This is a genomic window from Brevibacterium sp. CT2-23B (assembly GCF_013168765.1).
Taxonomy (GTDB): Bacteria; Actinomycetota; Actinomycetes; order Actinomycetales; family Brevibacteriaceae; genus Brevibacterium; species Brevibacterium sediminis.
On record NZ_JABBYK010000006.1, the window covers coordinates 278,843 to 291,189 of the forward strand.

14 protein-coding genes are annotated in these 12,347 nt (G+C 65.7%); 8 read left to right on the top strand and 6 right to left on the bottom strand.

Features of this window, described 5'->3' with window-relative positions; translation table 11 throughout:
- Positions 1-212 precede the first annotated feature (212 nt).
- The 4 genes from HIM68_RS16115 to HIM68_RS16130 all read right to left on the bottom strand — a co-directional run bounded on the left by HIM68_RS16115 (position 213) and on the right by HIM68_RS16130 (position 5,227).
- Positions 213-446, bottom strand: coding sequence for a helix-turn-helix transcriptional regulator (locus tag HIM68_RS16115; protein ID WP_139907175.1), 234 nt, complete (start codon positions 444-446; stop codon positions 213-215).
- Complete coding sequence (locus tag HIM68_RS16120) at positions 446-1,075, bottom strand: DUF2975 domain-containing protein (protein WP_172173992.1); 630 nt, start codon at positions 1,073-1,075, stop codon at positions 446-448. Before HIM68_RS16120 ends, HIM68_RS16115 begins: the two co-directional genes overlap by 1 nt.
- 145 nt (positions 1,076-1,220) lie before the next feature.
- Entirely contained in the window at positions 1,221-1,826 is a 606-nt protein-coding gene (recR, locus tag HIM68_RS16125; RefSeq protein ID WP_025780860.1) for a recombination mediator RecR, read from the bottom strand.
- A complete protein-coding gene (locus tag HIM68_RS16130; RefSeq protein ID WP_172173995.1) occupies positions 1,823-5,227 on the bottom strand; it encodes a DNA polymerase III subunit gamma and tau in 3,405 nt (1,134 codons plus the stop codon). The genes recR and HIM68_RS16130 overlap by 4 nt, the downstream gene beginning before the upstream one ends.
- A gap of 92 nt (positions 5,228-5,319) precedes the next feature.
- On the opposite strand from HIM68_RS16130, the gene HIM68_RS16135 reads away from it, so the two are divergent.
- The 8 genes from HIM68_RS16135 to HIM68_RS16170 are packed head-to-tail and all read left to right on the top strand — an operon-like array spanning position 5,320 to position 11,089.
- Positions 5,320-5,982 (top strand): DUF1707 domain-containing protein, encoded by a 663-nt coding sequence (locus tag HIM68_RS16135; RefSeq protein WP_172173998.1) that lies wholly within the window; start codon positions 5,320-5,322, stop codon positions 5,980-5,982.
- Positions 5,982-6,245, top strand: a complete 264-nt coding sequence (locus tag HIM68_RS16140; RefSeq protein ID WP_172174001.1) for a hypothetical protein — start codon at positions 5,982-5,984, stop codon at positions 6,243-6,245. Before HIM68_RS16135 ends, HIM68_RS16140 begins: the two co-directional genes overlap by 1 nt.
- Positions 6,246-6,276: 31 nt before the next feature.
- The gene (locus tag HIM68_RS16145) at positions 6,277-7,305 is read left to right on the top strand and encodes a GNAT family N-acetyltransferase (protein WP_172174004.1); all 1,029 of its coding nucleotides are present in this window, start codon (positions 6,277-6,279) and stop codon (positions 7,303-7,305) included.
- 24 nt (positions 7,306-7,329) lie between these two features.
- On the top strand, positions 7,330-7,980 hold the full coding sequence (locus tag HIM68_RS19075) for a DUF4178 domain-containing protein (RefSeq protein ID WP_258041890.1): 651 nt from the start codon (positions 7,330-7,332) through the stop codon (positions 7,978-7,980).
- A complete protein-coding gene (locus tag HIM68_RS16155; protein WP_172174007.1) occupies positions 7,980-8,591 on the top strand; it encodes a DUF2617 family protein in 612 nt (203 codons plus the stop codon). The genes HIM68_RS19075 and HIM68_RS16155 overlap by 1 nt, the downstream gene beginning before the upstream one ends.
- Positions 8,588-9,028: a hypothetical protein gene (locus HIM68_RS16160; protein WP_216657197.1), complete on the top strand. Its 441-nt coding sequence runs from the start codon at positions 8,588-8,590 to the stop codon at positions 9,026-9,028. The genes HIM68_RS16155 and HIM68_RS16160 overlap by 4 nt, the downstream gene beginning before the upstream one ends.
- 28 nt (positions 9,029-9,056) lie before the next feature.
- The gene (locus HIM68_RS16165; protein ID WP_052240077.1) at positions 9,057-9,485 is read left to right on the top strand and encodes a DUF350 domain-containing protein; all 429 of its coding nucleotides are present in this window, start codon (positions 9,057-9,059) and stop codon (positions 9,483-9,485) included.
- A complete protein-coding gene (locus HIM68_RS16170; protein ID WP_253904005.1) occupies positions 9,482-11,089 on the top strand; it encodes a polyamine aminopropyltransferase in 1,608 nt (535 codons plus the stop codon). The genes HIM68_RS16165 and HIM68_RS16170 overlap by 4 nt, the downstream gene beginning before the upstream one ends.
- A gap of 95 nt (positions 11,090-11,184) precedes the next feature.
- Here the strand turns inward: HIM68_RS16170 and HIM68_RS16175 are convergent, their stop codons facing one another.
- The gene (locus tag HIM68_RS16175) at positions 11,185-11,586 is read right to left on the bottom strand and encodes a DUF4190 domain-containing protein (RefSeq protein WP_172174010.1); all 402 of its coding nucleotides are present in this window, start codon (positions 11,584-11,586) and stop codon (positions 11,185-11,187) included.
- 103 nt (positions 11,587-11,689) lie between these two features.
- Positions 11,690-12,280 carry a TIGR03085 family metal-binding protein gene (locus tag HIM68_RS16180; protein WP_172174013.1) on the bottom strand — a complete coding sequence of 197 codons (591 nt, stop codon included), beginning with the start codon at positions 12,278-12,280 and terminating at the stop codon, positions 11,690-11,692.
- Positions 12,281-12,347 lie beyond the last annotated feature (67 nt).

Consider the following 12,347-nt stretch of genomic DNA (forward strand, 5'->3'; position numbering starts at 1 on the left):
ACCTTCGCCCGTCATTCAGACACCGCCTGACCGGGCCGAATGTCCGCCCCTGCGGACCCGAGCGTTGACTGTGCACATAGGCGAGGCGGCGGTTGGTCACCGGGCGTTCAGCCCCTGCTCAGAAATCGTTATAAACGAGGCATCGTGGAACGCCGGATTCACTCGCCGAGGCGGCCCGCCGGCTTCGTGCCGACGGGCGCTGCTCTTGACGGTCAGTCCGATCGTCGCTCCACGGTGAAGAGGTCACCAGGCTGACAGTCGAGGACCTCGCACAGAGCGATGAGAGTGGAGTAGCGCACGGCCTTCGCTCTGTTGTTCTTGAGCACGGAGAGGTTCGCGAGCGAAACCCCGACGCGTTTGGACAATTCGGTCAGGCTCATGTCACGCCGGGTCAGCAGACTGTCGAGGTGGCAGATGACCCGGGAGGAGTCGAATTCCTCGACCATCACACGAGCCCTTCGAGCTCTTCTTGAGCTTCGCGTCCTGATCTGAAGCACCGCCGCAGCAGTTCGGCGCCGCCGACGACCCCGAGAACGAAGAACGCGTGGACGACGGTGATTCCCGGCCCCACTTCATCAGCGATGCCGATATCGGCGGAGATCCAGTTGCCGCCGGGAACCTTGGTGATGAAGTGGAGAATCCACCCGATCGCCACGATCCACTCGAACGCCGCAAAGGCGCGGGACGCCCGGAGCGTGAAGGGTGTTCCCGCCGCGATGTCACGGATGACAGGCACCAGGGAGATCGCGGCCGCCAACACGGTGAGGATAAGAGTGACTTCGGCAATGGTCACCAGCACGACCGCCCCGGCCGAGACGTCGGCCGTCGGAACGACGATCTCGGTGAGTCCGGACAGGGATACCGCTCCGTTCCCGGCATCGAGCGAGGAGGCGGAGCCGTCGGAGAAGTCCACCGTCACCGCCACTTCGGAGCGGATCATTCGCGTGACGAGATCAGTGACGGCATAGATGACGTAGAAGCCGACCGCCAAACCGATCCATAGTTCGTAACCTGTTCCGAACGCCTTGCGCTTCTGAGGTTCGCCGTCCGGCCTCTGTTCCTCTGTCGGTGACATGACAACGCCTTCCCGTCCCGGCGAGCAGCAGACGAGCTTTTCGCCGACCTTCGCCGCATCCGATGATTTATCGTTTGTCGATATATCGATAAACAATATGTTTCACGATTATCGATATGGTGTCAAGAGGGCGAAACCGAGGCGGTCAGTCGATTTCGCGACGACCGGAGAATGCCCGACCGAGGGTGACTTCGTCGGCGTATTCGAGGTCGCCGCCGACGGGCAGCCCCGAGGCCAGGCGGGTGACGGTCACGCCGAGTGATCCGAGCAGGCGGACGAGGTAGGTGGCGGTGGCTTCGCCTTCGAGGTTCGGGTCGGTGGCGATGACGGTCTCCTTGACCTCACCGTCCTGCAGACGCGTCATGAGCTCTTTGATCCGCAGGTTGTCGGGCCCGACCCCGGCCATCGGGTCGATGGCTCCGCCGAGGACGTGGTAGAGGCCCCGGTATTCTCGGGTCCGTTCGATTGCGACGACGTCCTTGGGCTCTTCGACCACGCAGATCATCGACCGATCGCGGCGCGGGTCCTGGCAGACCGTGCATTCGGCCTCCTCGGAGACGTTTCCGCAGATCTCGCAGAACCGCACTCGCTTCTTCACGTCGGTGAGCGCCTGGGCCAGCGCATTGACGTCCTGCGAGTCCGTCTGCAGGATGTGGAACGCCAGACGCTGGGCCGATTTCGGCCCGATGCCCGGAAGCTTGCCGAACTCTTCGACCAAGTCCTGAAGGGCACCTTCGTATACAGCGCTCATACTTCTCTTTCGTCAATGATTTCGCCGCCGAGGACCCGTGCGATCACATCGACGCCCATCTGCGGCGCTTCGGAGACGTCGAGGTCCGTTTCCGGATCATACTCGTCCTCGTCCGATCCCGACCCTTGCGGGTAGGGGTTCGATCCCGGCGCCGAGGCAGCCCCCGGTGCTGCCCCTCCTGCCGGGTTGGCCTGCGGAGCAGATCCGTAGCCGGGTCCGGCAGGCGGAGTGGTGGTGGCACCGTGCTTTTCGGCAAGTGCGGCGAAGCGCGATTTGAACGGTTTCGCCTCTCCCCCATGGGTCGGTGGCGGCGACTGCACGGCAGGTGCCGACTGGTCGAAGACACCTCCTCCGAAGTCGCTCGAGGTGTCGCCGAGATCGGGATAGTCGAGATCGTCGTCGGGCGGCGGAACGACGACGGCGCCGACGTCGACAGCTCCACTGCCGGCGCTCGTCTCGTCGACGTCGTTCGAGGCTGTGCCTGTCGATGCCGCATCGACCGGTGAGGGGTCGATCGGGGAGGGACCGTCGTTCCAATTCGGTTCCTCCCACCGCGGTTCGACATATTCCATCGGCGAATCGTCGGCGAAGCCGGACGACCTTGCTGGAGCTGGTTCCTGCTCGCGCGAGTGGTCAGACCGTCCGAAGTCGTCGGTCGGTGCGTTACCGGAGTCGGTCGACTCGGTTCCGGTGTCTGTCGGCGCACCGAAGAAGTCGTCGTCGGACAGGTCGGGCACAACAACATCCGGGACCGCTGGTTCGGAAGAATCGTGGTCAGGATCTCTCGGCTCAGGAGCAGTCCAGTCTGATCCTTCAGACTCGGCCGAGTCCGCAGCGGGAACCTGAGCGACCGAGGATTCCGGCTCAGACTCGGCCGATCCTTCTTCGGTGGTTTCGGCCGGTTCACCGGGGTTGTCCTGAGGTGTGGGTTCAGTCGGAGGGCCCGGCTGTTCCCCCTCCTCGTCGTCGGAGGACCATGGCCCCTGCGTCGGGCCGCTGGGTTCCCAGAACTTCTCGTGGTCAACCTGTGGTTTGTCGACTTCACGAGTACCGACGACTGCGGCGACTTCCTGCGGACTCGGGCGTCGCTGGCTAGGCGCCGGTCCGTGATTGCCGCCGGAGTCATTCATGGGCGGAGCCGAGGATCCTTTGCCCTGGCTGCCTCCGCCGGCAGTTCCTCCGCCGATCCGACCGACATCACCGACGTCGATACGAGCCTGGATGCCGAGAACGTCGTTGATCGCCGCCGCGAGTTTGGCCGCATGGTCACGCTGCTGGAATCCCTGCACGGATCCCGCGTTGTTGAAGCCGAGGTAGACGACCCCGTCGGAGAACGACTGCGGGATCGCATTGGCCGCGATGATCGCTCGTGTCAGTCGGCTGCGCTTCTCCACCGAGGCGAGGATGCTCGGCCATGCGCGGCGGATCGCTTCGATCTCACCGCCGATGTCGCCGGATCCCGCCACCGATGTCGCTTCCGGCGCCGCAGCCTGCTCGGACTGTCGTGAGCCATCGTCAGGTCCGGCTGGTGCCGCAGGCGCAGGAGCGGACTGACGCTGAGGCTGGTTCGCCGACGCGGAGTCCGCTGCGGAACTGGGCACAGAGGCACCGGCAGAGTCCTGGCTGTGCTGGTTGTCCTGGACAGATTGCGACTCATTCTGCGGCGCGCCCGACGCTTCGGCCGCAGGCTCGGGCGGCGAATCGGGAGATGGCTGCTGTTCCTGCGCCGGCTGGCCGTCAGCTGCGCTCCGGGGATCCTCAGCAGACTGCTGCTGCGGACCCGCGAGCGCGGTCTGAGATTGAGGTCCGGACGGCGATGCCTGCTCCGGCTCGGTCTGGCCATCGTGCTGAGACGACTGAGCCTGCTGATCCGACTGTTCTTGTTGCTCGGCCTGCCCTTGCGCCCCCTGCCGATCAGATTGACGCTGCTGCCCCTGCTCACGCTGCTGCGCTGGCTGCGCTACCGGTTCGTTGAGCATCGACTCGGCGGCCGCGGCCATGGCCGCGATGTCGTCGAAGTCGTCGTGAGCTGCGCTCTGGAGCTGACCGGCGGTCGCATCCGCATCCGGTGCTCCGGCCCCGCGGCCCGGCGCACCAGGCGACGCATCACCTGCCGGCGGTCGACCGCCCGACTGTCCCTGATCGACAGCAGGTGCCTGCCCCTGCACAGGGGCTTGCGCCGCACCCTGATCCGGGACTGCCTGCGGCGGCGGCACGTTCGCTGCCACACCGGTGGCCGACATGCCGATGCGACGTTCCATCCGCTCCATACGACTGAGCACAGCATCCCGGCTGCGGCCGGAACCGGGCAGCAGAATGCGGGCACAGATGAGTTCGAGCTGCAGCCTCGGCGAGGTGGCACCCGACATCTCCGTCAGTCCCACGTTGAGCAGGTCTGCGGCGCGGGAGAGTTCGCCTTGTCCGAAACCATTGGCCTGCAGGGTCAGCCTCTCCAGGCGGTCCGGCGGCACTTCGGGCAGGAAGGCATGGGCCGCCTCGGGGGCGGCGTTGATGACGATGAGATCCCGGAAGCGCTCGAGCAGATCTTCGACGAAGCGCCTCGGATCCTGACCGGATTCGATGACCCGCTCCACCGCGCGGTACACCCCGGCACCGTCGCCGGCGGAGAACGCATCGACGATGTCGGACAACAGCGAATCAGGAGTATATCCGAGCAGCGCGACGGCTCGACCGTAGTCGACTCCATCGGGCCCAGCCCCAGCGATGAGCTGGTCGAGGACCGACAGCGTGTCACGCACCGATCCCCCTCCGGCCCGCACGACCAGCGGCAGCACGCCCTTGGCCACCTGCACACCCTCACGAGCGCACAGCTCCTCGAGGTAGTTGCCCAGGGCCTCCGGCGGCACCAGTCGGAACGGATAGTGGTGGGTCCGCGACCGGATCGTGCCGATGACCTTCTCGGGTTCGGTCGTGGCGAAGATGAACTTGATATGCGGCGGCGGCTCTTCGACGATCTTGAGCAGAGCGTTGAAGCCCTGCGAGGTGACCATGTGCGCCTCATCGAGGATGAACACTTTGTACCGATCGCGCGCGGGCGCATAGACGGCACGTTCACGCAGGTCACGGGCATCATCGACGCCGTTGTGGCTGGCCGCGTCGATCTCGACGACATCGAGCGAGCCGGGTCCGCCGTTGGCCAGATCCCGACAGCTCGGGCATTCCCCACACGGCACCGGGGTAGGTCCCTGCTCGCAGTTGAGGCACCGGGCCAGGATCCGCGCCGAGGTGGTCTTACCGCACCCGCGCGGCCCGGAGAACAGGTAGGCATGGTTGATGCGGCCACGTTCGATGGCGGCCTTCAGCGGATCGGTCACATGCTCTTGACCGATGACCTCGTCGAAGGTCTCTGGGCGGTATCTTCTGTACAGTGCGGTGGACACGTCCCCTAGCCTAATGCCAACGACTGACACGAGACACGGCCCCCGACTCCCTGCCGTTGTCGCTGACTTCCCGATCAGGCACGATAGAGACCATGAGCTCAGCCACCCCCTCCCCCGACGAGAACGACCCCGCTAAGACCTTCCGCATCGGCCACAAAGAGCGCGACGAGGCGATCGAGATCCTGCGCGAAGCCGCCGGAGACGGTCGAATCACGGTCGACGAGCTCGACGAACGGATGGAGAAGGTCCAATCCGCAAAGTTCCCCATCGACCTCGACGAGGTGCTCGCCGACCTCACCACCGAGCTGCCCTCCGATCGCTTCCGCCCCACCTCGGCGATCACTCCCGCCGCCGGCCGCGCGATGGCGGTCACTGGCCACGACCGCTTCGATCCGCTCGTCATCAAGGCCGGTTGGGAATCCGAGGTCCGCCGTGCCAGGTGGGCGGTCCCGCCGTATATCCGCTGCGAACCCTCGATGTCGAACATCGAACTGAACTTCCTCGAGGTCGAGACGGATCTCGAAGTCATCGAGGTCGAGATCGTCGCCGGAATGGGCGCCGTCACCGTCGTCGTCCCCGCCGATTGGGCCGTCAACGTCGACCAGCTCTCGAAGACCTGGGGCAGCGTGAAATCCGTCGTCGATGCGGTTCCGACCGGCCGCCGACCCCTCGTGCGCGTGGGCGGATCGATCGGCATGGGCTCGTTCAAGGCCCGCTTCGCGAACTACTTCGACCGTCGGCGAATGGCGAAATAATGGAGCCCGGGCTCGGCGCGGTCATCTTCCTCACCCTGTGCATCATCGTCGTCTTCAGCATCGGCGCCTTCCTCGTGTACCGGGTGATGAACACTCCCGGTTCTCATATCGGCTCCCGCCTGCCCAAACATGATCCCCACGCCGAGGCGGCCCCCACCGACACGTCCGACCGCGGATCCGCTGCGGACCAGTTCGACCCCGAGGGGACGAACAGCACCGACGACCCTGACCGTCCCGAGGACCCCGAACCGCGGCGTCCTTGAAAACCGGCACCTGCCGTGATCGACTTTCACTATGTCTGAGATTCAGATCACGCGCATCGCCGCCGACGATGAATCTGCGCTGCTGACGTGGAACGACGTCATGCGCATCGCTTACACCGAGGGCCGCACCGCCGCCTGGTGGCGCAGCGCCGAGACGACATTGACCCAATTCGCCCACCCGCGTCCGGGAGGGCAGGACATCGCCCTGGTGGGCTGCCTCGGCGAGGAGATCATCGGCGGCGTCGAGATCAGTCTCTCCCCGGAAACTCCGACCGATATCGAACTCGGTGTCCTCTCGGCTCACCGTCGGCAGGGTTTCGGCACTGCCCTCGCCGAGGCGGCCGCACAGTTCCTCGATGATGGTGACGATTCCTCGGAGATTGTGCAGACCGAAACCTACTGCCCGGCCGGGGTCGCCTTCGCGCAGGCGCACGGGATGAGCATCGGCAACGAAGAGCACCGACTGCTGCTCGACCTGCCCGCCTACCTGGACGCCGATGCGAATCGGTACAAGGATTCGGGCGCGTCGACGGTTGTGCCGGTGATCAGGGAGGACCCGGACTTCTCGGTCACCTCATGGATCGGAGCCTGCCCCGAGGAGGTGTTGGAATCCTGGACCCAACTGCGTGTGCAGATGGATGAGGACGTGCCCGTCGGCAAGCTCACCCGCTCCGCCACCCATGCCAGCACCGCGGCGATCCGCAGCCATGAGGAGCGGATGGAAGAGCAGGGCTGGATCTTGGTCAGCTCGATGGCGCACGTGGGCGAACTCGCCGTCGGCTACACGGAGATCATGGTCTCGTCCCACGATCCGCAGATCGTCATCCAGGAGGACACGCTCGTCGACCGAGCCTATCGAGGCCGCGGGATCGGTCGGGCCCTCAAGGTCGCGAACCTGCGTCAGCTGCCCGCGGTCGCGGCGACCGCCTTGGCGAAATGGGTGCAGACGTACACGGCGACGGACAACGAACCGATGCTCGCACTCAACCGCGACCTCGGGTTCTTCATCGCCGACACGATGACCGCTCTGGAGAAGAAGTCCGATCACAGCCGCGCGTGACATTCCGGTCGACTAGAGTGGGCGGTGACCCGTCCGGCCATCGAACCGAAGCAGACCGCCGTGCCCACAGAACTCCTCATCGCCGTCCTCGTCTTCATCATCGTCGTTCTCGTGACCGTGCTCGTCATCCGAACACGTGCCAACAAGGCCCGCAAGCAGGAGCAGACACAACAGCCGCCCGCCCCGCGCGATCCCTTCGCCGCCGACCAGAACACCGGCGGTGATCCCGAGACCATCAAGGCCGGGGACCTCCTCGAATTCGGCAACGAGAAGTTCTTCGTCCGCGGCACCCTGCGCATCTCCGAAGGCGGCTACGACTGGGCCGAGCACTTCTTCCAGGCCGACGCCTCGGCGACCCGCATGTGGCTGAGCGTCGAACGCGACCCCGACGTGCAGATCGCCCGCTGGCGCGACCGCCCCGACCTCGACATCGAACCGAAGGCCCGGACCATCACCATCGACGGCACCGACTACGACCTCGTCGAGCACGGCACCGCATCCTACCGGTCCGAAGGCACCACGGGACTGAATGAGAAGGGCGGGGTCGACTATGTCGACTACGAATCCGGCGACGGCCGCCTGCTCGCCTTCGAACGCTTCGACCACGGACGCTGGGAAGTGAGCACGGGAGAGACCATCCCGACCGGTTCCTTCACCATCTACTCCGGCAGCTGATGCTCACCCTTCCCCGCCCGCTCGACGTCCCCTTCACCGACACCAGTGCCGAGGCGCTGCGGCTGAGCCTCGACCACGACCGGATCGCCCCGTTGGCTGCCCACCGCATCGATGTGCCCACAGCCGCCGCACCCACTGACACAGAGTCCACCCCCGCCGAGGAGGCACCGCACCTCACCCTGACACTGACCGTCATCGGTTCCTCCCACCAGACGGTCCTGAGCACCGGGCCCACCGATGTGTTCATCGAGACCTTCGCCTGCCTCGGCGAGGATGGGGACGATTCGTCGCAGACACGACCGCGGTGGGACCGCGAGGACATCCGCCACGGCAGGTGGGCCGGATTCACCGAACACCGGTTCACCGCGACCCGCACCCACGTGTCCGGGGACTTCCCGACGGCCGCCGCCGAGGTACTCGCCGTCGGTGCCGACCGTGCCCTCACCGCAGACGACCACCTCTCGGTCGCGTTCCCCGGACAGCCCGGCGCACTGACGGCGCTGTCGCTGACCGCAGCAGGTCCCGAGCGGATCGCTTGGCAGTCGTGGCACTGCTACCCGCAGCATGGAGAGATCGTGCACAGCAGCAGCGAGCTGAGGAGGTCGACATGAGCCAGGGACCGAACGTCTCGATGGGCGGAGGCTCTTTCGATTTCGACCGCGAAAACTCCGGCCCTTCCGGCCCACAGCGTCCCTCCGGACCGCAGCGGCCCGGCGGCGGATCGGGGCGGAAGCCGCGCCGCATCGGCTGCGGAACGATCATCTTCTTCGTCGTCATCCTCATCGTCATCGGCAACATGTTCCGAGGCTGCGGTTCGTCCGGGTCGTCGGCGAACTGCGGTGACTACGACCTCAGCAACGGCCAATACGTCTCGAACCCCGGCGAGGGCGATTACGAGAAGAACGACAGCAGCTATGACTACGTCGGCTGCGACTCGTCCCGCTCCGGAGGCGGCGGCTTCTTCTTCCTCCCGTTCTTCTCCGGCGGCGGATCGAACTACGGCGACGGCTCCGGCTTCCGCGGCGGCGGACCGGGCACCGGAAAATAGGCACGATCAGGCACAGCGAAAGGCAGACATGCTCCTGAATTACCTCATCTACGAGACCGGAGTCGTCCTCTCCTATGCGGGCTGCGGACTCCTCCTCATGGTCATCGGCTACTTCGTCGTCGACCTGCTCACCCCGGGCAAGCTCCACGTCATCCTGTGGGAGCAGAAGTCGCGCAATGCCGCGGTCCTCGTCGCCTCCGACCTGGCCGGAGTCGCGATCATCGTCATCGCAGCCATCCGCGCCAGCTCAGATGACCTGGCCGCGGGCATCCTGTCCACTCTCGTCTTCGGCATCCTCGGCATCATCCTCATGGGAGTGAGTTTCGTGCTCATCGGCCTGCTCACCCCGGGCAAGACAGGCGACATCATCAACTCCCCACAGATGCACCCCGAGGTCTGGGTCAACGCCACCGCCCACCTGGGCATCGCGGGCATCATGGCCGCAGCCCTCCTTTGAACACCGCTGACGACGGCTCCGGCACCACCACCGAGGCGGCCCGACCGATCACCCTCCCGATGCGTCCGGGGCCGGCCCGATTCTTCGTCCTGCTCGCCGTGTTCATCTGCGCGAGCTGCGGAATGGTCTACGAGCTCGCGCTCGTGGCCTTGGGGTCCTATCTGCTCGGCGACACCATCGTCCAGGCCTCCATCGTCCTGGCCGTCATGGTCTTCGCCATGGGTGTGGGCTCGCTGGCGACCAAGCGGCTGACCGGGTTCGCCGCGGTCTCCTTCGCCCTCATCGAGGCGGCCCTGGGCATCATCGGCGGGCTCTCCGTCATCCTGCTCTACCTCGCCTTCGCGTTCGCCGACGTCTACACGGTGGCCATGGTGGCCCTCGCGTTCGTCATCGGCGCGCTCATCGGCGCGGAGATCCCGCTGCTCATGGAGCTCGTCCAACGCATCCGCGCGCAGAAGGCCTCGAGCGCAGTGGCCGACCTCTTCGCCGCCGACTATGTGGGCGGACTCATCGGCGGGCTCGCCTTCCCGTTCCTCCTGCTGCCGCTGCTCGGTCTGCCGCGCGGTGCGCTGGCCGTGGGGATGACGAACGCGCTGGTGGGCATCCTCATCGTCCTCTGGCTCTTCCGCTCCGAACTCAGCCGCGCCGCCCAACTCATGTTGGCAGCGCTGCTTGTGCTCATCCTCGGCGGGCTCACCGTGGTGTGGGTGTATACCGACGACATCGAAGTCACCACCCGGCAGCGTCTCTACCGGGATCCGATCGTGTATTCGCAGCGGTCGGACTACCAGGAGATCGTGCTCACCGAGGCGAAGAGGACCGGTGATACGCGGCTGTTCCTCAACGGGGATCTGCAGTTCGCCTCGGCCGATGAGTACCGCTATCACGAAAGCCTCGTCCATCCGCTGCTGAACGGTCCGCGGCGCAACGTCCTCGTCCTCGGCGGCGGCGATGGATTGGCCGTGCGCGAGATCCTCAAGTATCCCGACGTCGAGTCAGTCACGCTCGTCGACCTCGACCCCGCGGTCCTCGAACTGGCGAAGACCTCGGAGCACTTCACCGCGTTCAACGGCGACTCGCTCGACGATCCGCGGGTGACAACGATCGCCGCCGATGCCTTCACGTGGCTGCGCGAGGCGAAGCATTCGGCCTATGACGCGGTCATCGCCGATCTTCCCGACCCCGATGATGTGGCGACTTCGAAGCTCTACAGCATCGAGTTCTACGGGCTCATCCGCCAGGTGATGTCCCCGGAGGCGCGCCTCGTCGTCCAGGCCGGCTCCCCCTATTTCGCCCCTGAAGCCTATTGGGGCATCGGAGAGGCCGTCGCCGAGGCGGGACTGTCGACGACTCCGTATCACGTCGATGTCCCCAGCTTCGGTGATTGGGGATATTTCCTCGCCGATCTCGACGGGGAGGGCCCCGAGGTGACCGTGGCCGATGATGCTCCGGACGGATTGAAATTCGCCACCGCCGAGGTGCTCGCCGCCTCGACGACGTTCCCACCGGACCGTGATCGCGCGGCTGTGGGCAAGGTCGAAGCCTCGACGCTGCTGCACCCGCGGGTCCTCGACCAGGAACGCGGGGCCTGGGTCGGATACTGAATTCGTCTGACACGGGCTTCTCCAATCGGCAGAGGGCCGACCCATACGGGTCGGCCCTCTGCGGTTTCTCTGTCGGTGTTGCCTTCTTGTCGCGGTCAGCCGGCCATGAGGCTGGCCAGGCCGCCGACGATGCCGAAGGAGATTCCGAGTGCCCATCCGAGGACAAGGAGACCGAGGAAGACGAGGCCCAAGATGAAGCCCCATTTGCCCATCTCGTTGTCTCCGAAACCTGCTTCCTGTGAGCGCTTGCGCGCCATGTGACCGGTGATGATGCCGACGACGGGTCCGATGAAGTTGAATCCGAGGAAGGTCGACAGGGTCGCCACGAGCGAGACGATGCCGAGCACCTTGCCCGGATCCTCCTCGGCACGCTGGCCATTGCGGTACTGCGTCGGGTAGCTCTGCGGTGCTTCGTACTGCCCGGCGGACGGGTGTGGGTACTGTCCCGCGGAGGTCTGGTCGAACTGATCGGGAGTCGGGGTGGGTGTTGCGTTCATGGTGCTGGTCTCCTTGGTATCGGCTGTTGATACCAGCCTAGGAAGACGTCACCGGACGCCGACAGGGACCAATCCCCCGACCTGGATAGGGTTTTCCCGAAGTTCAGCGCACGTCGACGAGTGCGTGGTCAACCCGTCCCATGAGATAGAGAAGCAGCTCGAGAGGTGCCCCGGTGATCGTCGCGGCCTCACCGCTGCCCTTCTTCCCTGCTGTGCGGGTACCGAAGCCCGGGGCTTCGATCGTCACGGGCCCCTTCGCCTTCGCCGCGTAGGGCAGGAGGGCCACCTTCGTCTGTGCCCACACGGTCGCGGTCTCCGCCTTCGACAGCCGACGCGGAATCCATTCGATCGCGGCGCGGCGGATGTCTTCGTGGTGGACGAGGAACTCGGTCGTGTTCATCACCGTCTCCACTCCCGGCAGGGCGCCCGGGGTCCACTTCGGCGGTGCGGCGACGAGTCCGAGCAGCCGGCTGAACGGCATCTCGGCGTACTCGTCTTCCTTCGCCTGCAGGCGGTCGGAGAACTTCGGCATGAAGATGCCCGCGGCAGCGCGGGGATGACGTTCGCGGATGACGAGGTGGGTGGCAAGGTCCCTGACCGTCCACCCTTCACACAGGGTGGGTGCGTCGTCCCCGGCACGGCGGGCTGTGTCGACAAGGCGCAGTCGTTCGGCGCGAGCCAGATTGTCTCTCATGACTCTCAGTCTTCCATTCCCGGCTTGGACTCCCCTGGATGCCTGGCCGAATCGCAGCCTGATCTCC